General features: G+C 62.9%; 22 protein-coding genes and 1 tRNA gene. 8 read left to right on the forward strand and 15 right to left on the reverse strand.

Annotated elements, in window-relative coordinates:
- Window positions 1-137 precede the first annotated feature (137 nt).
- Window positions 138-764 carry a L,D-transpeptidase gene (locus tag BUA69_RS10155; RefSeq protein ID WP_046137307.1) on the forward strand — a complete coding sequence of 209 codons (627 nt, stop codon included), beginning with the start codon at window positions 138-140 and terminating at the stop codon, window positions 762-764.
- A 322-nt stretch (window positions 765-1,086) separates the two neighbouring features.
- Here BUA69_RS10155 and infB read toward each other — a convergent pair whose 3' ends face one another.
- From infB to BUA69_RS10180, 5 genes are all read right to left on the reverse strand, one after another.
- Entirely contained in the window at window positions 1,087-3,927 is a 2,841-nt protein-coding gene (gene infB, locus BUA69_RS10160) for a translation initiation factor IF-2 (RefSeq protein WP_046137169.1), read from the reverse strand.
- Between the two features lie 19 nt (window positions 3,928-3,946).
- Window positions 3,947-4,621, reverse strand: a complete 675-nt coding sequence (locus BUA69_RS10165; RefSeq protein ID WP_046137168.1) for an RNA-binding protein — start codon at window positions 4,619-4,621, stop codon at window positions 3,947-3,949.
- A gap of 24 nt (window positions 4,622-4,645) precedes the next feature.
- Window positions 4,646-6,247 (reverse strand): transcription termination factor NusA, encoded by a 1,602-nt coding sequence (gene nusA, locus BUA69_RS10170; protein WP_046137167.1) that lies wholly within the window; start codon window positions 6,245-6,247, stop codon window positions 4,646-4,648.
- Window positions 6,247-6,870, reverse strand: a complete 624-nt coding sequence (rimP, locus tag BUA69_RS10175; protein ID WP_046137166.1) for a ribosome maturation factor RimP — start codon at window positions 6,868-6,870, stop codon at window positions 6,247-6,249. Before rimP ends, nusA begins: the two co-directional genes overlap by 1 nt.
- A 135-nt stretch (window positions 6,871-7,005) precedes the next feature.
- Window positions 7,006-7,671, reverse strand: coding sequence for an FAD-binding oxidoreductase (locus BUA69_RS10180; RefSeq protein WP_046137165.1), 666 nt, complete (start codon window positions 7,669-7,671; stop codon window positions 7,006-7,008).
- Between the two features lie 257 nt (window positions 7,672-7,928).
- Between BUA69_RS10180 and BUA69_RS10185 the strand changes: the two genes are divergently transcribed.
- Window positions 7,929-8,207 carry a hypothetical protein gene (locus BUA69_RS10185; protein WP_046137164.1) on the forward strand — a complete coding sequence of 93 codons (279 nt, stop codon included), beginning with the start codon at window positions 7,929-7,931 and terminating at the stop codon, window positions 8,205-8,207.
- 74 nt (window positions 8,208-8,281) lie between these two features.
- On the opposite strand, the gene BUA69_RS10190 is transcribed toward BUA69_RS10185, so the two are convergent.
- The 4 genes from BUA69_RS10190 to lnt all read right to left on the reverse strand — a co-directional run bounded on the left by BUA69_RS10190 (window position 8,282) and on the right by lnt (window position 12,615).
- A complete protein-coding gene (locus tag BUA69_RS10190) occupies window positions 8,282-8,668 on the reverse strand; it encodes a winged helix-turn-helix transcriptional regulator (RefSeq protein WP_046137306.1) in 387 nt (128 codons plus the stop codon).
- A gap of 92 nt (window positions 8,669-8,760) precedes the next feature.
- Entirely contained in the window at window positions 8,761-9,486 is a 726-nt protein-coding gene (trmB, locus tag BUA69_RS10195) for a tRNA (guanosine(46)-N7)-methyltransferase TrmB (protein ID WP_046137163.1), read from the reverse strand.
- 128 nt (window positions 9,487-9,614) lie between these two features.
- A complete protein-coding gene (gene metK, locus BUA69_RS10200; RefSeq protein WP_046137162.1) occupies window positions 9,615-10,871 on the reverse strand; it encodes a methionine adenosyltransferase in 1,257 nt (418 codons plus the stop codon).
- Window positions 10,872-11,010: 139 nt separating this feature from the next.
- On the reverse strand, window positions 11,011-12,615 hold the full coding sequence (gene lnt, locus BUA69_RS10205) for an apolipoprotein N-acyltransferase (protein WP_046137161.1): 1,605 nt from the start codon (window positions 12,613-12,615) through the stop codon (window positions 11,011-11,013).
- Between the two features lie 181 nt (window positions 12,616-12,796).
- Between lnt and tsaB the strand changes: the two genes are divergently transcribed.
- The 5 genes from tsaB (at window position 12,797) to BUA69_RS10230 (ending at window position 15,518) form a co-directional block, all read left to right on the forward strand.
- Window positions 12,797-13,405, forward strand: a complete 609-nt coding sequence (gene tsaB, locus BUA69_RS10210) for a tRNA (adenosine(37)-N6)-threonylcarbamoyltransferase complex dimerization subunit type 1 TsaB (protein WP_046137160.1) — start codon at window positions 12,797-12,799, stop codon at window positions 13,403-13,405.
- Complete coding sequence (gene rimI, locus BUA69_RS10215) at window positions 13,402-13,881, forward strand: ribosomal protein S18-alanine N-acetyltransferase (protein ID WP_082094000.1); 480 nt, start codon at window positions 13,402-13,404, stop codon at window positions 13,879-13,881. Before tsaB ends, rimI begins: the two co-directional genes overlap by 4 nt.
- An 87-nt stretch (window positions 13,882-13,968) precedes the next feature.
- Window positions 13,969-14,364, forward strand: coding sequence for a Fur family transcriptional regulator (locus BUA69_RS10220; protein WP_046137304.1), 396 nt, complete (start codon window positions 13,969-13,971; stop codon window positions 14,362-14,364).
- Window positions 14,361-15,161: a lysophospholipid acyltransferase family protein gene (locus tag BUA69_RS10225; protein ID WP_046137159.1), complete on the forward strand. Its 801-nt coding sequence runs from the start codon at window positions 14,361-14,363 to the stop codon at window positions 15,159-15,161. Before BUA69_RS10220 ends, BUA69_RS10225 begins: the two co-directional genes overlap by 4 nt.
- A gap of 99 nt (window positions 15,162-15,260) precedes the next feature.
- Window positions 15,261-15,518, forward strand: coding sequence for a hypothetical protein (locus BUA69_RS10230; protein ID WP_046137158.1), 258 nt, complete (start codon window positions 15,261-15,263; stop codon window positions 15,516-15,518).
- 12 nt (window positions 15,519-15,530) lie between these two features.
- Here the strand turns inward: BUA69_RS10230 and BUA69_RS10235 are convergent, their stop codons facing one another.
- From BUA69_RS10235 to BUA69_RS10245, 3 genes are all read right to left on the reverse strand, one after another.
- The gene (locus BUA69_RS10235; RefSeq protein WP_046137157.1) at window positions 15,531-15,800 is read right to left on the reverse strand and encodes a hypothetical protein; all 270 of its coding nucleotides are present in this window, start codon (window positions 15,798-15,800) and stop codon (window positions 15,531-15,533) included.
- Between the two features lie 139 nt (window positions 15,801-15,939).
- Complete coding sequence (pncB, locus tag BUA69_RS10240) at window positions 15,940-17,244, reverse strand: nicotinate phosphoribosyltransferase (RefSeq protein ID WP_046137156.1); 1,305 nt, start codon at window positions 17,242-17,244, stop codon at window positions 15,940-15,942.
- 77 nt (window positions 17,245-17,321) lie between these two features.
- Window positions 17,322-18,491 (reverse strand): winged helix-turn-helix domain-containing protein, encoded by a 1,170-nt coding sequence (locus BUA69_RS10245; RefSeq protein ID WP_046137155.1) that lies wholly within the window; start codon window positions 18,489-18,491, stop codon window positions 17,322-17,324.
- 269 nt (window positions 18,492-18,760) lie between these two features.
- On the opposite strand from BUA69_RS10245, the gene BUA69_RS20960 reads away from it, so the two are divergent.
- Complete coding sequence (locus BUA69_RS20960) at window positions 18,761-18,934, forward strand: hypothetical protein (RefSeq protein WP_178371398.1); 174 nt, start codon at window positions 18,761-18,763, stop codon at window positions 18,932-18,934.
- Here the strand turns inward: BUA69_RS20960 and BUA69_RS10250 are convergent.
- From BUA69_RS10250 to BUA69_RS10260, 3 genes are all read right to left on the reverse strand, one after another.
- A complete protein-coding gene (locus BUA69_RS10250; RefSeq protein ID WP_072866530.1) occupies window positions 18,886-19,125 on the reverse strand; it encodes a GIY-YIG nuclease family protein in 240 nt (79 codons plus the stop codon). The genes BUA69_RS20960 and BUA69_RS10250 overlap by 49 nt on opposite strands.
- A 172-nt stretch (window positions 19,126-19,297) precedes the next feature.
- A tRNA-Ala gene (locus tag BUA69_RS10255) sits at window positions 19,298-19,373 on the reverse strand.
- 151 nt (window positions 19,374-19,524) lie between these two features.
- Complete coding sequence (locus BUA69_RS10260; RefSeq protein ID WP_046137154.1) at window positions 19,525-19,929, reverse strand: TIGR02300 family protein; 405 nt, start codon at window positions 19,927-19,929, stop codon at window positions 19,525-19,527.
- Window positions 19,930-20,013 lie beyond the last annotated feature (84 nt).

Below are 20,013 nucleotides of genomic sequence, written 5' to 3' on the forward strand. Positions count from 1 at the left end.
AACCCGCCGCACTGCCGACCGTTGCGCCAGTGAGGCTTTCCTGCACTCGACAACCAACCCCGACCGGGCATAGGGCATTGGTAAGACGCGCTTTTGCTCACCTGAGGATCGACCCTTTGATCAGCCGCCGCCTTTTCATGATCGGCCTGCCACTGGCCCTTGCCGCCTGTACCACTTCCGGCCGAGGCCGCGTTCCGGCCGAGCCGCGGCTGGATCCGCGTTATGTTGCCATGTATGGCCCGGTGCTCGGCGAGCCCCATCCGGTGGCTGCTGTCGACCTGCGCCGCGTCGATCCGAGATGGTGGCGCCAGGAAGTGGAATATTCCACCACCGAGCGTCCCGGTACGATCATTGTCGATACCCAGGCCCGTCACCTCTATCTGGTGCAGCAGGACGGTATCGCGTTGCGCTATGGTGTCGGCGTCGGCAAGGATGAGGCGCTGCAATTCAAGGGGACCGCCACCATCGGTCGCAAGGCGGCGTGGCCGACCTGGACCCCCACGGCCAATATGATACGCCGTGAGCCCGAGCGTTATGGCCCCTATGCCTCGGGTCTGCCCGGTGGCCCGGCCAATCCGCTTGGTCCGCGCGCGCTCTACCTTTACAAGGGCGGCCGCGATACCTATTTCCGCCTGCATGGCACCGTCGAGCCCTATACGATCGGCACCAATGTGTCGTCGGGCTGCATCCGCCTGATGAACCAGGACATCATCGACCTGTATAGCCGCGTCAATAGCGGCACCAAGGTGGTGGTGATCAGCTAGGCTCTGCCCAGGCCGTTTTCGCGAAAGCGGGAATCCTCGTTTCGGATTTAACCGTAGTCCCCGAACCGGGAATTGCCGTTTTCACGCAAGCGGTCCAGCAATATCAAAGGCGCAGTCCCGTGTGGCTGCGCCTTTTCTTTTGCCCATGTGCGAGCGGCAACGGCGCGCCTGTCCCGGCGCCATGGAGGCGGTGCCGGGACGGGCCCGGGGCTTGAGGTCCTGCACGCCGTTTCGCCGCTCCGGCGGCCTGCCTGCGCGTTCTTTCCCAAGCAAAAAGGGCGCGGTTTGCACCGCGCCCTTTCCAATTTCTGTGTCGTGTCGCTTACAGCGTGCGCTGCACGGTCTCGACGCGGAAGCATTCGATGACGTCGCCAGCGCGCATGTCTTCGTACTTCTCGAAGGCCATGCCGCATTCCTGGCCGGTCTGGACTTCCTTGACTTCGTCCTTGAAGCGCTTGAGCGTCGACAGCTTGCCTTCGTGCACCACGACGTTGTCGCGGATAAGACGCACGCCGGCGCCGCGCTCGACCATGCCTTCGGTGACCCGGCAGCCGGCAACCTTGCCGACCTTGGTGATCTGGAAGACTTCCAGGATTTCCGCGTTGCCGATGAAGGTTTCGCGGCGTTCTGGCTTCAAGAGGCCCGACATCGCTGCCTTCACGTCATCCACGAGGTCGTAGATGATGTTGTAGTAGCGGATTTCGATGCCGTCGCGGGTCGCCAGATCGGTGGCCTGCTTGTTGGCACGGACGTTGAAGCCGATGACGATGGCATTGGAAGCCGCCGCCAGGGTCACGTCCGATTCGGTGATCCCGCCCACGGCCGCCATCAGGATCTGCGCCGAGACTTCCTCGGTGGAGAGCTTGTTCAGCGAAGCGGTGATGGCTTCCACCGAACCCTGCACGTCGCCCTTGATGATCAGCGGGAACTTGGCGATGCCCGAGGCCTTGAGCTGGTTCATCATCTGCTCGAGGCTGGTGGCGCCGCCGCCAGCTGTCTTCTCGCGGATGGCGCGCTGACGGTATTCGGTCACTTCACGCGCCCGCGCTTCGCTTTCGACCACCGAGAAGCGGTCGCCGGCATTGGGCACGCCGGTAAAGCCGAGCACTTCCACCGGAACGGACGGACCGGCCGATTTGACCTGCTCGCCCTGATCGTTGATCAGCGCACGCACGCGGGCAAACTCGGTTCCGGCGACGAGGATGTCGCCAATGGCCAGGGTGCCGCGCTGCACGAGGACGGTTGCGACAGCGCCGCGACCGCGATCCAGCTTGGCTTCGATGACGAGGCCTTCGGCACGACCATCGCGGGCCACCTTGAGCTCGAGCACTTCGGCCTGCAGCAGGATGGTTTCGAGCAGCTTGTCGAGGCCAGCGCCAGTCTTGGCGGAGACTTCCACATCGAGCACGTCGCCGCCCATGGTTTCCACGAACACTTCGTGCTGCAGCAGTTCGGTACGCACCTTCTGCGGATCGGCAGAGGGCTTGTCCATCTTGGTGATGGCCACGATGATCGGAACGCCAGCAGCCTTGGCATGCTTGATCGATTCAATCGTCTGCGGCATCACGCTGTCGTCTGCCGCCACCACGAGGATGGCGATATCGGTTGCCTGGGCACCGCGGGCACGCATGGCGGTGAACGCCTCGTGGCCCGGAGTATCGAGGAAGGTGATCTTGGCACCGTTCTTTTCGACCTGATAGGCGCCGATATGCTGGGTGATGCCACCGGCTTCGCCCGACACCACATTGGCGTTGCGGATGGCGTCAAGCAGCGAGGTCTTGCCGTGGTCGACGTGACCCATAATGGTCACAACCGGTGCACGATCGGTCAGATCCTCGGCCTTGTCGTCCGCCGGGATGTCATAGAGGCCTTCTTCCACGTCGGCGTCGCTGACGCGCTTGACCGTGTGGCCCAGCTCGGTGGCGATCAGTTCGGCGGTATCGGCGTCGATCACATCATTGATGGTCGCCATCGTGCCCTGCTGCATCAGCATCTTGATGACGGTGACGGAGCGTTCGGCCATACGGTTGGCCAGTTCCTGGACGGTGATCGCCTCGGGAATGATGACTTCGCGGCTGAGCTTGGGCGCCGCCTGCTGGTTGCGGCCCATCTTCTTGTCGCGACGACGGCGCATGGCTGCCAGCGACGGACCCTTGTCGCGATCGCCTTCGACACCAGCATTGGTGACAGTCAGGCGGGCGCGGGCATTGGCTTCATCGCCACGACGTGCCGGACGCTCGGGGGCTGCCCGGGACGCGCGGCGCGCATTCTCGAGTTCGGCCTCGGTGGTCGGACGTGTGGTCGGTGCGCCGGTGCGGATCTTGCGACCATCGGCTTCGCTCGGCGGTGCTGGCGGCACATTGCCGATCGGTGCCATGCCGGCGCCGGCCGGGCGGCGTTCGCCGGCCGGACGGGTTGCAGTGCCGGACGGACGCAGAGCGGCGCCGGCGCCGCGTTCGCTGGCCGGACGGGCATTGGGATTGGGGCGTTCGCTGGCCGGGCGGGTCGATACCTGGCGCGGCGGCTGACCGGGACGGCCGGCAACCACACGCACGCTCGACGGGCCAGGATTGCGCTGCGATGCCGGAATTGTCGGGGCGGCTTCGCGAGCCGCTGGTGCAGCGGCTTCCCGTGCAGTTGGCGCGGCAGGTGCTGCCTCTGCAACCGGAGCAGCGGGCGCCGGGGCCGCGGGTGCTTCAACCGGGGCTGGCTCATTGGCGGCCTGGCGGCGCTCTTCTTCGGCGCGGGCGGCTTCTTCGCGAATCTGGCGGCGGCGCGCATCGTCTTCGATACGGCGTGCCTCTTCGGCCGCGAAGCGGGCCTGATCCTCGGCAGCGCGGGCACCAGCCTCGCGCAGCACGGCGCGGCGGGCTTCAGCCTCGGCGGCTGAAAGACCCTGTGCGGGGCGCTGCTGCTGAGCTGGACGGCTCTGCGGCGGGCGTTGGCCCTGTGATGATCCCGGCGCCGATTGCGGACGCTGGGGCTGGCCACTGGGAGCGCCCGGTGTCGGGACGCGCCGTGTACGCTTCTCGACGACCACGGTGCGCGACGTGCGCGACACGCCGGGCCGATTGCCGACGCCCGGCCCGGCCTTCAATGTCAGCGTCTTTTTGCCGCCAGCGCCTGAGGTATCGTCGGTGCGCTTGTCGTCGTTATCAGCCATGTATCTCGCGTCTCTCGTCTCAAACGTCTGGCAAAACATCACCGTCGGCCGCGGGGCGGTCGGTGTCGTCTTGTCCTGGATTGGCGCTGTATCGGGCTAGTCTCTTAGCCTTTTCCAGTGCCGCTTGGGCTGCAGCCCCTCTTGTGAGCGCAGCATGTATCACATTTTCGAGCCCAAGTGCCAAACCCAATTGCTCAGAACTGAGCAATTCGAAATGGGGGATCTCAAAGCCCTCAACGCCGTCTTCGCGCGCCGCGTGATGCAGGGCCTTTAATGGGCCGACCATCTTGCTGCGCCCATCGGGCGAGGCGTCAGTCGCAGTGATCAGGGCAATCAGGTCGCCCTTCTCGAGAAGCGCCCGAACCTTGGTCGCTCCATATGTAAACTGTCCAGCCTTGCGGGCCATGCCTAGCGCCGCCAGGAATCGCTGCTCAAGCCGCTGGCCGGTCAGGCCTGGAAGGTCTTCGGGCAGTGTTACCTCGGTCTTGAGGCTCCGCCCGAACACTTTCTTCTTGACTGCGTCGGCCACCGCCTGGCGGCCGAGGGTGATCCACACGCCCCGACCTTCGGCTTTCGCCTCGGTGTCGGGCACCAGCACCCCGTCGGGGCCGAGCACGAAGCGAATGAGCTCCGCGACCGGCTTTTCCTCTCGGGTGAGGGCGCACATTCGAACCGTTTCTTCACGCCGGGCCATGGTTCAGCCCCCGCTCCCAACGGCTCAGACCGCTTCCTCTTCCTCGACAGTGCCTTCGCTGTCCTCGGCCGGCAGTTCTTCGGCATCGATCCAGCCGGCCTTGATGCGGGCCTGCACGATCATGTCCTCGGCTTCTTCACGGCTAACCGGGAAGTCCTTGAACGTACCTTCGAAACGCTTGGTCTCGCCGTCCTTGCGTTCGCTCCAGCCGACGAGATCGTCAGCGGCGCAGCCGGCAAAGTCTTCGATCGTCTTGATGCCTTCCTTGCCAAGCGCCACCAACATGGCAGCGTTAAGGCCGGCGATCTCATAAAGTTCGTCCTCGACACCCAGTGCCTTGCGCTCTTCGTCATGGGCGCGGTCGATGGCGGCCAGGTATTCGATGGCGCGATTCTGGATCTCGGAGGCGGTTTCCTCGTCGAAGCCTTCGATCGTCGCGATCTCGTTGACTTCGATATAGGCCAGTTCCTCTACCGAGGAGAAGCCTTCGGAAGCCAATAGTTGGGCAACCATCTCGTCAACGTCAAGGGCATTCATGAACAGCGTCGAGCGTTCGGTGAATTCCTTCTGGCGGCGTTCGCTTTCTTCCTGCTCGGTGAGGATGTCGATATCCCAGCCGATCAGCTGCGAAGCAAGGCGCACGTTCTGGCCACGACGGCCAATGGCCAGCGACAGCTGCTCATCGGGCACCACGACTTCGATGCGCTCGGCCTGCTCGTCGAGCACCACCTTGGCAACGTCGGCCGGCTGCAGTGCCGAAACCACGAGGTCGGCAATGGTGTCGGTCCACGGGATGATGTCGATCTTTTCGCCCTGCAGCTCGGCCACCACGGCCTGCACACGGCTACCACGCATACCAACGCAGGCGCCGACCGGGTCGATTGAGCTATCCGAGGAGGTCACGGCAATCTTGGCGCGGCTGCCCGGATCGCGGGCGATCGAGCGGATGGTGATGATGCCATCGTAGATTTCGGGCACTTCCTGCATGAACAGTTTGGCCATGAACTGCGGATGGGTGCGCGACAGGAAAATCTGCGGGCCGCGCTGTTCGCGACGCACGTCATAGACATAAGCGCGGACGCGATCGCCATAGCGGAACATTTCGCGCGGGATCAGCTCGTCGCGGCGGATAATGGCTTCGCCACGGCCCAGATCGACGATGACATTGCCATATTCGACGCGCTTGACGGTGCCGTTGACGATCTCGCCGATGCGATTGATGTATTCCTCATACATGCGGTCACGCTCGGCATCGCGCACCTTCTGCACGATGACCTGCTTGGCCGACTGGGCGGCGATGCGGCCGAATTCCATCGGCGGCAGCGGCTCGGTCAGGAAGTCGCCAACCTTGGCGGTCGGGTTCTTTGGCAGCGCGTCCTTGAGCGAAACCTGGCGATTGGTCTCTTCGACCTGATCGACGATCTCCAGCAGGCGCCACATGCGGGTTTCGCCCGAGCGCGGGTTGATCTCGACCTTGATCTCGGTCTCCGCGCCGTACCGGCCCTTGGCGGCCTTTTCCATGGCATCCTGCATGGCTTCGATCACAACCATGCGGTCGATCGACTTTTCGCGGGCGACGGCGTCTGCGATCTGCAGCAGCTCGAGTCTGTTCGCGCTAACGGCCATTAGTGTGTCTCCTCGGAGAAAGTATCGTCTTCAGTGCCGGCGATTTCGACCGTTTCGGTCTCGTCGTCGTCGATGGGATGCAGTTCCTGGTCGCGCCGGGCCTTGTCCATCAGGGCGTCGGTCATCACCAGCTTGGCTTCGGCAAGATTGGCCAGCAGCAGGCGGTGATCCGGGTCCGTCTCGGCGGGGGCGTCGGGCAGGGTAATGGTCACGGCCTCGTCGTCCACGGCCTTGATCACGCCGCGGAAGCGCTTGCGGCCATTGATCATGTCGGCCAGCTCGATCTTGGCCTCATGGCCGAGATAAGCGGCGAAATCGCGGGCCCGCACCAGCGGCCGGTCAATGCCGGGGGAGCTGACTTCGAGATGATATTCGCGCTCGATCGGGTCTTCCACGTCGAGCACGGGCGAGAGGTCCTTGGACAGGGCCTCGCAATCGGTAATGGCGAAGCGACCGTTCTCGTCCTCGGCCATAATCTGCAAGGTGCAGCCGTTTTCCTGGGTGACCTTCACCCGTACCAGCGCATAGCCCAGATCATTGGCTACCGGTTCGACAATGGCGGAAATCCGCGCCTCGAGCCCGGTTTCCTTGATGTAGCGTTTCTCTTTGAGATCGAAGCTCATCGGTCCTTGGATAATAAAAAAGAGCGGGGCCGGGAGGCTCCCACTCTGCAAATTGCCAGAGATGTTGAACCCCTATATAGCGCCGAACCGCTCAAGCCGCAAGGGCGGCGCGGTCCGGTGCTCGAGGGACCCCGCTCAGCGTTCCCAGGTCACGCTGTCGACACTGGCTCCCAGCGTCTCTAGCGCCTCGCGCAGGTCCTTGACCATGGCATCGGGGCCGCACAGATAGAAATTCTGGCCGAAATCGCTGATGTGCTGGCGCAGGAACTCCCTGTTGATCCGCTCCTGCAGCAGGCTGGAGCCGGGATCGTCGGTGACGGTCCACAGGGTTTCCAGCCCCGCCATCGCCTCGAACTCATCGCGCAGGATGATGTCTTTTTCGGTCTTGTTGGAAACAATCAGCCGATTGCCACCGAGGCCGCCATTGGCATTGAGGTCGCGCAGGATGGCGATGAACGGGGTCACCCCGGCGCCGCCGGCAATGAAGGTGCCCGGCCCCTTGTACTGGATGGTGCCCCACACATCGCGCAGCAAGAGGCTGTCGCCGGCTTCCAGTCCCCACAGTGCATTGGTGACGCCGGGATGGTCGCGATAGCTCTTGATGGTGAATTCCAGCGTGTCATCACTCTGTAGCGAGGTGAAGGTAAATGGACGCTTCTGGTCCCGCCAGCCATCCTTGTCGATCGACACTTCCGTCGCCTGTCCGGGCGCAAACCGAAAATCTCTCGGTTTCTCCAGTCGATAGTGCCTGACATTGTGCGTGATCAATTCGGTCTGCAGGATTCTGACGCTGATGGGCATGGCGCGCTCCTTTATGGCTATACGCCGGGCGGTCCCTTTGGTTCCAAACCGGCGCAAACGCCCGCCGCGCAAAAGGACACAGTCTGGATACCCGGTTTCCCCCGGGATACCCGGGAACCTCGGAATGCCTTGATTTCCCAGAGAAAACCCTCGGCACACTGGCGCGAAGTTCAAGGGCAGATATGTGCAATATCGTGCCTTGCGACTCGGGGAGGGCAGGATCATCTCCAGGGTGTTCAAACGAAAGGAACACCGCAATGATCAAGAACACGCTTATCGCCCTTATCGCCGTCGCTGGCGTTGCCGGCATCACCGTACCGGCCTTTGCCGCTCCAGTCCTTCCATACGACAACAGTGATCTGGCTGGCAGCGACTGGCCGGCAGACTCGGTGTTGGCCCGCCTGCAGGCTCAGGGCGTTGCCGCGACCGGCGTTGAACAATGGGGCGGTCTGGTCCGCGCCTATGTAACCCTGGAAGACGGTAGCCAGGTGATGCAGTTCTTCGCGCCCGACTCGCTCAACCGCGTTAGCCTCTAGCGGTTGGCGTGCTGCACCAGGCGCCGGCGGCCTTGCCGACGGCGCCCTGGAACCGGCTTGCTGGTTCTGCAGACTCAGGAATTGGCGACCCGATGGATCGCCACGTCCGTGCCACCCTGATCATACTGGATCCGTGCCGACAGCACCGCCTGGCGATGCGTGTCGGCAAAGCGGCGCCAGCTATCCGCCAGCGCCAGCAATTCATGGCCAAGTTCGGTCAATTCATAATCCACCCGCGGCGGAATGGTGGGAAACATGGTGCGCAGGATAAAGCCATCGCGCTCCAGGTCCCGAAGCGTCGAGGTCAGCGTTTTCTGAGAAATGCCGGCAATTTCGCGCCGCAATTCGTTGAAGCGCCGCCTCTCGCTGCGCAGCCGCGTCACCACCACCAGCGTCCACTTGCCCGGTCGCACCAACAGCAAGTCGTCATGCGTGTCGGTGGTCAAAGCAATTGTGGACATGGCGGCCTCGGAACAAACGGTAGAGCCACCCATATGGGGCGCGCTGCTGCCGCTGCCAATCCGTCGCCAGATTAAACTTGCGCCATCAAGGTTTACGCAGCGTTCGCCCTGTCGTCCTGCTGGCGCGTAAAGCTGAAATAGAAGCTGATCATCCGGCCCTCGCGGCGGGCCTTGCGCTCATAGCGCGTGGCCTCCCAACCGGGATAGGGTTCATGCCAGCTGCCCGGCCGCTCCGGCGCAAACGCGAATGCCGGGGCTCGCAGGATATGGGCCAGCGTCCAATTGGCGTAATCCTCGATATCGGTGGCAAAGTGAAACTGCCCGCCCGGCCGGATCACCCGCGCCAGCTCCTTGAGCGTTGTCGGCGACACGAAACGGCGCTTGTGGTGCCGCGTCTTGGGCCAGGGATCTGGATAGAGCAGATAAACCTCATCCAGGCTGGCATCGGGCAGCGCCATCAGCAGCTTCAACGCGTCATCGGTATAGAGCCGGATATTGTCGAGGCCACCGGCATTGATCGCCTGCACCATCTTGCCGATGCCGCCGGTGAACACCTCGCAGCCGATATAACCGACTGTCTTGTGGCGCCCCGCTTCCAGCGCCAGATGCTCGCCCCCGCCATAGCCGATCTCGACGATCAGTTTCTCGGCATCGGGAAACAGGCTTTTGGGGTCCAGGGGGCCCTCCAGCGTGATCTCCAGTTCGGGCAGCGTGGCGTCATAGATCGCCTGCTGGCCTTCATGCAGTTTCTTGCCGGAACGGCGGCCGAAAAAAGCGCGCGGCTGTCCGTCGAGGGTTTTGGGTGGTTGGTGCGACATGGGGCGTTCCATAGCCAGAGAGCGGCTTCGGCGAAAGCGGAATCCGCCGCCGCGCCGCTGCTCGCAATGAAAAAGGTCACTCCCGCAGGCGGGAATGACCTCAGATTCAGGTCATAGCGCCGTGTCGCCTACTTCACGGCAGCCTTGAGGGCGCTGACCAGATCGGTCTTTTCCCAGCTGAACGAGCCGTCACGACCCGCCTTGCGGCCAAAATGGCCATAGGCCGAGGTCTTGGCATAGATGGGTTTGTTGAGGTCGAGATGGGTGCGGATACCGCGCGGCGTCAGGTCCATCACCTTGGCCAGGGCCGCTTCGACCTTGGCCTCGTCCACCGTGCCGGTGCCGTGCAGATCGACATAGATCGACAGCGGCTGTGCCACGCCAATGGCATAGCTCAGCTGGATCGTGGCGCGATCGGCCAGACCCGCGGCAACCACGTTCTTGGCCAGGTAGCGTGCCGCATAGGCGGCCGAACGGTCCACCTTGGTCGGATCCTTGCCCGAAAACGCGCCGCCACCATGCGGGGCTGCGCCACCATAGGTGTCAACGATGATCTTGCGGCCGGTCAGCCCGGCATCGCCATCGGGGCCACCGACAACGAACTTGCCAGTTGGATTGACATGCCAGACGGTGTCGCTGGTGATCCAGCCCTGCGGCAGGGCTTCGCGAATATAGGGCTCGACGATATTGCGCACATCGGCCGAGGTCAGGCTTTCATCCAGATGCTGGGTCGACAGCACGATCTGGGTCACCCCGACCGGCTTGCCGTCTTCGTAGCGCACCGTCACCTGGCTCTTGGCATCGGGGCCAAGCACCGCTGCCGGGCCAATGCCCGACTTGCGGGCCTCGGTCAGCCCTTCGAGAATCTTGTGCGCGTAATAGATCGGCGCCGGCAGCAGCTCGGGGGTCTCGCGGCTGGCATAGCCAAACATGATGCCCTGATCGCCCGCGCCCACATCCTTGTTGCCATTCTCGTCGACACCGACGGCGATGTCGGCCGACTGACCGTGCAGCAGCACGTCGATCTTGACCGTCTTCCAGTGAAAACCCGGCTGCTCATAGCCAATGGCGCGGATCGCCTTACGGGCGGCCGATTTGAACTTGGACGGATTGACCACCGGATGGCCGGCCGCGTCATGGAGGAGGTTGCCGTCCTTGTCCTTCTTCAGCAGGGTATCGGGCACGCGCACTTCGCCGGCAATGATCACCCGATTGGTGGTCGCCAGCGTTTCGCAGGCGATGCGCACCTGCGACGCGTCCATGCCGGCCTTCTTGGCCTCACGGAAAACCAGATCGACGATCTCGTCGGAAATCCGATCGCAAACCTTGTCGGGATGCCCCTCGGAAACCGATTCCGACGTGAACAGATAAGAAGAACGCGCCACGCGAAGTCCCCTGGAATGTCAAGAAACGCTCGAAAACGAGCTATTCCGGGGGGTTGTGACACCCAAGCTGCGCCGGGTCAAGGCGGATATAAAGAAAGCTTGATATGCCGCATTGGTGCCGGGCGGAACAGATTGCCCGTCAACGCCGCCGAGCCCGGGCCGCAATCAGCGAACCCAGAAGCCCGAGCAGCAAGGCGATCAGCAATGGCCAATGCCGCACCTGGCTGAACACGGTGCCGGCCAGCCGCTCATGTGGCCGCACATCCAGCGCCGCCATCTGCAGCGGCGGCAGTTCGGCAGTGATTCGCCCCAGCGGATCGGTGGCGAAAGTCAGCCCCGAATTGGCGGCGCGGATCAGGCTCATGCCTTCCTCGACCGCGCGAACCCGCGCATGGTGGGCGTGCTGCGCCGGCCCGATCGAGCCGTCGAACCAGGCGTCATTGGTGACGTTGAACAGGAATTGCGCATTGGCGGTATCGCCGAGATCGCCTGAGAACAGGATTTCGTAGCAGATCAGCGTCAGGAAGGACGGTGTCCCCGGCAGGCTCATCAACCGCCGCCGCGCATCGCCATGGCTCCAGCCTTCGGCACCGGGTACGAATTGCTTGATCCCCAGTTTGGCGAAGAGTTCCTGATAGGGCAGGAATTCCCCGAACGGCACCAGGTGGGATTTGTCATAGCTGGCGATGATTTCGCCATTGGTGTCTATCGCCAAGACCGCGTTGAATGGGGGGCCGGATGGCTCGCCGCTGCCGGGCGCATAATCCTGCCGCGGCGCCCCGGCCAGCAGCGTCGTGCCGTCGGGCAGCATCCGCGCAATCCGCGCCAGTGCCTCTGGATAGCTCGACAGGAAAAACGGCAGGCTTGATTCCGGCCACACCAGATGGGTGATATCGGCCAGTCCCTTATCGTCCGGGCTCATCTGCATTTCCGACAGCATCAGCAGCCGGTCGATCAGCGCTACCGGATCGGCATTGCCCCAATCGGCATGCTCATAGACCAGCGGCTGCACCAGCCGCATGGCCATATCGGTGCGCTCGGTGGCGGTGGTGCCGACCAGCCGATTATGGCCAAAGCCCAATTGCGCCGCGAGCACGCCAATGGCGATGAAGAACGGCAGGAGCCGCCGACTGAGGCTACGGCCATCGGCAGGCCAGATCAGGGCTGGCGTCATTGCCAGCAGCGCCGCCACCAGCGTCAGCCCATAGACCCCGATCACCGAGGCCAGCTGCATCATTTCATCGGTCGGCGTCAGCGCATAACCCAGCAGGTCGAACGGAAATCCCGACAGCACATGCCCGCGCGCCCATTCGGCGATGGTCACGAACACCGCCAGCGTCACAATGCGCCAGGCGCCGTTCGACCACAGCAGATGGGCCAGCGCGCTGGCGACGCCCCAGAAAAACGCGATCAGCGCTGCCAGCGCCAGGATGGCGAAGGGCATGACGATGAGCATCGCGCCGCCATCGACGAAAAACGCCGCGCCCAGCCAGTGGAAGGCCACGGTGAAATAGCCCCAGCCAAAGGCAAAGCCGATGCTGAAGGCTGGGCCGAACAGGCGGCGCCAGCCCCGGCCCCGCTCCGCGCCGTCGAGGCACCAAACCCAGATCGGGAAAGTGACGAACAGTGCCGGCAGGATGAACCATGGCGCGATCGACAGCGCCGCCACGGCGCCGGCAAGCACCAAAAGCAGGAAACGCCTGATGCCATGGCTCAGCATGGCAGTCTCGGCCAGCCAGGTCATGGGTAAATGCCCCTCGGCGAATCAGTTTGCATTGAGGCAAGCTGGCGCTCGGGGCAGGGGGCGTCAAGGCGCTGACTCTGGTGTGATCCCTGGCGCTATCCCTGGCGTCATCTTGCCGGCGGCGTCACTGCGCCACCATCTTGATCTCGACTCCACCCGCGCCCGGCGCTAGAGCCATGCCATGACCATAATTCTTGCCATTGATACCGCCGCGCCCCGCCTGCAATTGGCGCTGCTGATGGCAAACGGCGCCACCGATATCGCCGTCGATGATATCGCCACCGGCCATGCCGAGCTGATCTTTGAGCGCATCGCCACACTCCTGGCCCGCAATGGCCTCGGCTATGCCGATTTGACCCGCGTCGCCGTCACGACCGGCCCCGGCTCATTCACCGGCCTGCGCATCGGTCTTTCCGCTGCCCGCGGCATTGGTCTGGCCCGCGCCATTCCGGTCATCGGTGTCCCCAGCCTGCTGGCGATTTCGCTGGCAGCCGCTGCCGGCAAGTCGGTATCGGTCTTGCTCGATGCCCGCCGCGACGAGGCCTATCTGCAGAATTTCTCCGCCCCCGGCATGCCGCTCGCCCCGGCGCAGATCCTGCCCATGGCGGATGCCCGTGCGGCCATCATTGCCGACGCGACCCTGATCGAAACGCCCTTTGTCGATATCGCGCTGGTCGCGCGCTACGCTGCCTCTGCCGATCCCGCGACCCATACGCCCGAAGCCGCCTATGTGCGCGAAGCCGATGCCAAGCCGCAAAGCGCTGCCCGTATCGCCAGGCTTACGCCATGATGAAACTCTGGATGGCCCCCGCCGGTCTGCATATCGAACCCGCCCAGCCGCGCGATGCCGATGACATGGCACGGCTCCACAAGCAGGGTTTTTACCGCGGCTGGCCGCGCGAGGAATTTACCGCCTTCCTGACTGAGGATGCGACGCCGGCCTATGTCGCCTGCGACGCCAAACGGCGCATAGCCGGGTTCGCCCTGCTGCGCCTCGCCGCTGACGAGGCCGAACTCCTGACCATCGCCGTCGATCCTAAATGGCGCAGCAAGCGCATCGGCAACGCCCTGCTCAATGCCGCCTTCGACGATCTGCGGATGAGCCCGACCCGCCGGGTATTCCTGGAAGTCGATGAACAGAACGCGCCAGCTATCCGCCTCTATGAGCGTCAGGGTTTTGTCCGGATCGGTTCGCGCCGCGGCTATTACCCGCGCCCCGATGGCTCGGCTGCCACCGCGCTTGTCATGGCGCGTGATCTTGGGTAACCCGGTTCGACGGGTACCAACAGGGGCATTGGGGTGAACAGAAGCCAGAGCGAACCAACCCTTGAGGAAGCCTGCGTGGCCAAGGGCATGCGCATGACCGACCAGCGGCGCGTCATCGCCGGGGTTATCGAAGACAGCAACGACCATCCCGATGTGGAAGAGCTCTATCGCCGTGCCTCGGCCATCGATGCGCGCATTTCGCTGTCGACCGTCTACCGCACCGTCAATCTCTTCGAAGAGGCCGGGCTAGTCACCAAGCATGATTTCAAGGACGGCCGCGCCCGTTTCGAGCTGATCCCGGACGAACACCACGATCACCTCATCGATATCCGCTCCGGCAAGGTCATCGAGTTCCGCAATGAGGAAATCGAGGCCATCCAGGACGTCATCGCCCGCAAGCTCGGCTACCGCCTCGTCGATCATCGGCTTGAGCTTTATGCGGTGCCGATCGAAGGGGGGGAGAAGGGCAAGGACAAGCCATGATCTTTCGGATCGTGTATCTGGTCTTTGTCCTCTTTCCATTCCTGCTGGTGGCCATTCCGCTGCAATGGCTCGTCAATGCGTTGCGACTGCCGTTCTGGACTGTGCTGCCGCGCGCCTTCCACAAGCTGGGCTGCGTCTTCCTGGGCCTGCGCGTCCGGGTCATTGGCGAGCCGGCAACCGGCCGGGCGACGCTGCTGGTCTCCAACCATATTTCCTGGACTGATATCGTCGCGATCGGCTCGGTCGCCGACGTCACCTTCGTCGCCAAGCGCGAGGTCGGCGAATGGTTCTTTGTCGGCATGGTGGCCCGGCTGCAAAAGACCATCTTCGTTGATCGCACCCGTCGCAGCGATGCCGCCCGCACCAGTCGCGAAATGGCCCAACACCTGGCCAGCGGCAATGCGGTCCTGCTGTTTGCCGAAGGCCAGTCCGATATCGGCACCCACGTGCTGCCGTTCCGTTCGGCTCTGGTCGGTGCCGCCCAGCATGCCATGATCGATGCCGGGGCCAGGGACGTGCTGCTCCAGCCATTGACCATTGCCTATACGCGGCTGCAGGGCCTACCGGTCAGCCGCAATGAGCGTTCGCTGGTTGCGTGGATCAAGTCCCGGTCGGTCGGCCAGAACATCATCGAAATCCTCGCCGGCCCGGTCAAGGAAGTCACCGTGGCTTTCGGCACCCCGCAGCCCCTGAGCGAGACCGATGATCGCAAGCGCGTCACCAAGGCGGCCGAGAATGAAGTGCGCGCCACTCTGGTCGCGCTCAATCGCGGCCTGGAGCTGCCGGGCGCCGCCTGACGCATCGATAAAACCCCACCAATTAGGCTTAACACCAGCCTCCGTTTGGGCCGTTAGGGATTTGTTAGCTATGGTTCGGCGTCTCAAGAGGAGGCGGCGATGGAATGGCAATTGCTGGCAATGTGGATGATCGTGCTGGCCACGATGCTCTGGTTCGTGCGCGACGAGCGGCGCCGGCGGGCGGCGGTTCTGGCGCGTCAGGCCCGGTATTTTGCCAGCCCTGCCTATAAGCACCCGCGCCGTTTCGGCCCTGCGCCGATGACCGTCCCATTGCCGGCCAAACGGCAGCCATCATCGCTGCTGCGCACCGACCGGGCCTATTTTGACAAATTGCTGAGCCAGCGGCCGCGCCGCTAACCGGCACCGCCGCTAGGCCGGTGTCCCGGCATCGCTGCGCTCCAGTGTCGCCTTGAGTTTGGTGACAATGGTGGCGGCCTTGAGCATCAGCGCCATGTCGATATCGGCTTCGCTCATCGTGGGGGTGATTTCGGCCCAGACGGGAATGCTGAGGTCGTGTGGATAGATGGTTCCGTCGCGCTCCTCGTTGAGCACGGCGCGCACCCGTCCGTTGATCCGATGAGCCAGTCGCGGATGCGGGTGTTTTTCAGCAACGCTGATGTCGACAAGTTGATACGGCATAGAAAGTCTGGCCCCGGGAGGAGCCCCCACGACGCAGGCTAGCGCCGGGGGGTTCACCAGAGGTTAACCGTGTTGCCCCGCGAAAGGTTCTCCACAGTTCGGCTTAAATCTTCCGCGGCGGTAAATAGTCGGGGGATGGCTAGACCTTGACCGCGTGCTCGACCCGACCGGCATCGCCGAAAACCGCGAGATAGCGCGCAATTTCGGCAGGTGTGCCAGTGGCCTTGGCGGGGTTGTCCGAGAGTTTGACCGCCGGGTGTCCGTCCGCTTCGCTGACCTTGATGACGATCGAGATCGGGTCCAGCCCGTGATTGGGCTCGGGCGCGCAGCCTTCGAAATCATTGGTCAGATTTGTGCCCCAGCCAAAGGCCATGCGCACCTTGCCGTCGAAATGCAGATAGGCCTCCTCGATCATGTCGACATCCAGCCCATCGGAAAAGATCAGCAGCTTGTCGCGCGGATCGCGGCCGCGTTGCTTCCACCAGGCAATGATCTTTTCGCCACCCTCGATCGCCGGGGCACTGTCGGGCCGGAACCCGGTCCAGTCGGCGACCCAGTCGGGTGCATGCTTGAGGAACGAATCGGTGCCAAAGGCATCGGGCAGCACGATCTTGAGATTGCCGCCATAATAGCTCTCCCAGTCCTGCAGCACCTGGTAAGGCGCGGCCCTGAGCGCCGCATCGCTGCGCGCCAGCGCCGCCAGCACCATGGGCAGCTCATGGGCATTGGTGCCCAAGGCCTCCAGATCATTATCCATGGCCAGCTTCACATTGGAAGTGCCGGTAAAATTGTCGCCAATGCCTTCCTTGAGCGCCTCGACGCACCAGCGTTGCCACAGGAACGAGTGGCGGCGGCGGGTGCCGAAGTCGGAGATCTTGAGGTCCGGCAGCTTCTGCAGCCGCTCCACCTTCTCCCACATCTTGGCCTTGGCCCGGGCATAGAGCACGTCGAGCGTGAACTCGCCATATTGCTTCATTGCCGCGCGGCTGCGCAGCTCGTTGATGATCGCCAGCGCCGGGATTTCCCACATCGAGGTCTCCAGCCACTTGCCGGAAAATTCCAGCACGAACTGGCCGTCGCGCTTTTCGAGGTGATAGTCGGGCAGGCTGAAACCCTCGAGCCATTTGAGGAAATCCGGCTCGAAGATCTGCTTGCTGCCATAAAAGCTGTTACCCGCCAGCCAGATCATTTCCTTCTTGGAAAACCGCAGCGAGCGCGCATGGTCGAGCTGGGCGCGCAATTCGCCCTCGTCGATTTCCTCGGCCAGATGCACGCTCTTGGTCCGGTTGATCAGCGAGAAGGTGGCGTCGACCTTGGGGTAAAGCCCCCAGATCATCTGCAGCATCAACAGCTTGTAGAAATCGGTGTCCAGCAGGCTCCGGATGATCGGGTCGAGCTTCCAGGTGTGGTTGAACACCCGCCGGGCAATATCGGTCTTCGGCATGGTCTCTCATCCACAACGCAATCATAGACGCTTCATTCCTAGCGCGGGGCGCCGGGCAATGAAAGCCGGACTCGGCTTTAGCCGTCCACTGGGGTTGTCGCCAGCTCGGCAAATTGAAACGCCTCGAAGCGGTGCAGCGCCGCATCGATTGCTGTGCGTTCTTCGGCCCCGACCGCATCCAGCCAGGTCCATTTCTGCACCAGCAGCTGGCGTTTGCTGCGATCTGCCTTGAGATCGATCGCCGCGACGATCCGGTCACCCACCAGCACCGGCAGCGCGAAATAGCCCAGTTGCCGCTTGGCCGCCGGTACATAGGCCTCGAAGATATGGTCGTAATCGAAAAATGCCTTGAGCCGCTTGCGCTGGATGATCAGCGGATCAAAGGGCGACAGGATATGCACCAGTCCCGGCGGCGCGGCAAAACCCTGTTCCAGCGCCTCCGGCTCGGCCCAATGCTGCACCTTGTCCTGCCCGGGCAGGTGCACTGGAACCAGCAGCTTGCGCTTTACCCGGCTGTCGATCAGCGCCTTGACCGCCTTCTTGCTGGGCGCATCGAGATGGCAGATGGAATCCAGGCTGACCACGCCCTGCGACCGCAGCGCCCGGTCCAGCAGATAGGCGGTGACCTGCAATGCGGTGGCGGGCTTGGGGCGGCTCTCCCAACCAAAATGGCGGTCCATCAATTCATAGGTCTTGAGCATGCCGGCCCGCGCCGAAACCGTCACCTGCCCATTATAGAAGGCCCGCTCCAGCGTGCGCTTGGATGGCTTGCGGCTGGCCCAGAGGTGATGCTTGTCCACCAGTTCATCGTCGACAATGTCGCGAATGCTGAGCGCGCCCTCGCTGCGGATGCGCTTGAGCAGCTTCCTGATATCCTCGGGCGCTACCGAACCATACCAACCGTCCGGCGAACTGGCATGTTGCTTCATCGCGCCGAGAAAATAGCGCAGGTCCCGCACCGGGACATAGCTCAGCGCATGGGTCCAGTATTCGAACACCGATTTGTCGGTCGATTGCGCCTGCGCCAGATGCGCCCGCCGATAATCGGGGATGCGCGAAGCCAGGATATGATGATGGCAGCGCTCGATCACATTGATGGTGTCGATCTGCACATAGCCCAGATGCTCGACCGTCAGCCGCGTCGCTTCCGGCCCCGCGCCAAACGGCGACGCCGAATCGAGTCGCTGCGCGTGGATCCAGATCTGGCGCGCGCGATCGAGCGGTAAAATGGTGGCGGCTTTGGGCACGGTTCGACCCCGAATCTATCGGTACAAAGCATGAACAACGCCCGCGCAACGGTCAATGGTTCGCCTCGCGCACCATGGGGAATGCCAGGCTTTGGTCCCGCCCGAGCAAAGCAAGACATCCTGGCGGAGTTGGCCTTTTACGATTTCGGCGAGCATATGGAGCTGCAGGTCAACACCCCGACGCAGCCGTCCGGCCTCGACGATGTCCTGCTGAGCTTGACGCCCGTCATGGCGATCTGGCGATCGACCTGGCATTCCTCTCCACGATCGTGGACGGCAAGAATTTGCAGATCATCGGTTATCGCGATGGCGGCATCGCGGCGCTGGCCAGCTACGACATCGCCGAACTGGCGGCCGGCCTCGGCAAATGCGCTGATTCGGGTGCTTCGCGGCGCTATAGCCGCCTCTTGGCGAAGGCGCGGCCAGAAGCTGACTTGAGATAGGTCTCGAACGCGTGAGCCTGCCTCACATCGGCAAACGCTAGATAGGTCTTGATCTGCCAGGGACCGTACTTGGAGGTGTGGCTGACGCTACCAGCATTGTGCGCCGCGAGCCGTGCCTTCAAATCGCCGGTAGTCCCCACATAGTGGCGCTCCGGATCGTCAACACTGCGAAGGATGTAGACGTACTGCATCGGCGCAGTTTTAGCTGCGCGCCGTTCAGATTCAATCGAGTGCTTGAAAAATCTGTGTCCGTCTGCGTTGCCTACGCAACTTCGACGCGACAGCCTTCGCTTCTGTGAAGTCCACTAAGTCTCAGCCTAGCCACGAGGGCTTGCCGAGCCGAAGCTGCAACGCAGCGAAGGCTGGTGGAGCCTAGCGGGATCGAACCGCTGACCTCTTGCATGCCATGCAAGCGCTCTCCCAGCTGAGCTAAGGCCCCATTCCTTTGGGTCCCGGTTCGTTTGGATCTTGCGATCCCCTACCGGAGCGAGGCGCAACCTAGTGTAGGCTTCTCTCGCTTGCAAGTGCCTATTTGACACTTTTTTATTCCGTCGGTCTGGACCCCAAACCGACGGAAAAAGTCACTAAAATCAACGGTCGTCGTCGCCGCCAACGTCAAAAGCCAGATCGTCGTCGTCGTCTTCCTCTTCAAGGAACACGTCTTCTTCATCATCGGCGAGTTCTTCGTCGACCTCGACGTCGACATCGTCGGTATCAGGAATCTCTTCCTCACCCGATTCTTCGGCGTCGGCGTCTTCCAGCGAGACGATCTCGGGCGCTGCGACGTCCTCGATCTCCTCTTCTTCCGTCTCGTCCTCGTCAACCACCTTGCGCGCCGCTACCGGTGCTGCCTTGGCTGCCAGGACCTGCTCGAAATAGGAGCGGGGATAGGACTTGCCGGTATAGGGAGAAACGATCGGATCCATATTCAAGTCGTAGAACTTTTTCCCGGTTTCGGGGTCGGTCCGTTTTGTGCCGCGGTCGGAACTGGCCATCGTGGTTCCTCGTCGAAAAAATTAGCTGGGCTAAGCCCGCATCGGTCAGTCCGGTTATGGACAAACCCGGTCCCTGTCAAACCG

Source organism: Devosia limi DSM 17137, from assembly GCF_900128975.1.
Taxonomy (GTDB): Bacteria; Pseudomonadota; Alphaproteobacteria; order Rhizobiales; family Devosiaceae; genus Devosia; species Devosia limi.

Coding starts and splice junctions, on each gene's coding strand:
- BUA69_RS10165 (WP_046137168.1), bottom strand. CDS start 4,621: ATGGCCCGGCGTGAAGAAACGGTTCGAATGTGCGCCCTCACCCGAGAG.
- BUA69_RS10190 (WP_046137306.1), bottom strand. CDS start 8,668: ATGTCCACAATTGCTTTGACCACCGACACGCATGACGACTTGCTGTTG.
- tsaB (WP_046137160.1), top strand. CDS start 12,797: ATGACCATAATTCTTGCCATTGATACCGCCGCGCCCCGCCTGCAATTG.
- BUA69_RS10260 (WP_046137154.1), bottom strand. CDS start 19,929: ATGGCCAGTTCCGACCGCGGCACAAAACGGACCGACCCCGAAACCGGG.
- pncB (WP_046137156.1), bottom strand. CDS start 17,244: ATGCCGAAGACCGATATTGCCCGGCGGGTGTTCAACCACACCTGGAAG.
- infB (WP_046137169.1), bottom strand. CDS start 3,927: ATGGCTGATAACGACGACAAGCGCACCGACGATACCTCAGGCGCTGGC.
- BUA69_RS10155 (WP_046137307.1), top strand. CDS start 138: ATGATCGGCCTGCCACTGGCCCTTGCCGCCTGTACCACTTCCGGCCGA.
- trmB (WP_046137163.1), bottom strand. CDS start 9,486: ATGTCGCACCAACCACCCAAAACCCTCGACGGACAGCCGCGCGCTTTT.
- BUA69_RS10230 (WP_046137158.1), top strand. CDS start 15,261: ATGGAATGGCAATTGCTGGCAATGTGGATGATCGTGCTGGCCACGATG.
- rimP (WP_046137166.1), bottom strand. CDS start 6,870: ATGAGCTTCGATCTCAAAGAGAAACGCTACATCAAGGAAACCGGGCTC.
- BUA69_RS10185 (WP_046137164.1), top strand. CDS start 7,929: ATGATCAAGAACACGCTTATCGCCCTTATCGCCGTCGCTGGCGTTGCC.
- BUA69_RS10220 (WP_046137304.1), top strand. CDS start 13,969: ATGCGCATGACCGACCAGCGGCGCGTCATCGCCGGGGTTATCGAAGAC.
- nusA (WP_046137167.1), bottom strand. CDS start 6,247: ATGGCCGTTAGCGCGAACAGACTCGAGCTGCTGCAGATCGCAGACGCC.
- BUA69_RS10180 (WP_046137165.1), bottom strand. CDS start 7,671: ATGCCCATCAGCGTCAGAATCCTGCAGACCGAATTGATCACGCACAAT.
- BUA69_RS10235 (WP_046137157.1), bottom strand. CDS start 15,800: ATGCCGTATCAACTTGTCGACATCAGCGTTGCTGAAAAACACCCGCAT.
- lnt (WP_046137161.1), bottom strand. CDS start 12,615: ATGACCTGGCTGGCCGAGACTGCCATGCTGAGCCATGGCATCAGGCGT.
- BUA69_RS10250 (WP_072866530.1), bottom strand. CDS start 19,125: ATGCAGTACGTCTACATCCTTCGCAGTGTTGACGATCCGGAGCGCCAC.
- BUA69_RS10225 (WP_046137159.1), top strand. CDS start 14,361: ATGATCTTTCGGATCGTGTATCTGGTCTTTGTCCTCTTTCCATTCCTG.
- rimI (WP_082094000.1), top strand. CDS start 13,402: ATGATGAAACTCTGGATGGCCCCCGCCGGTCTGCATATCGAACCCGCC.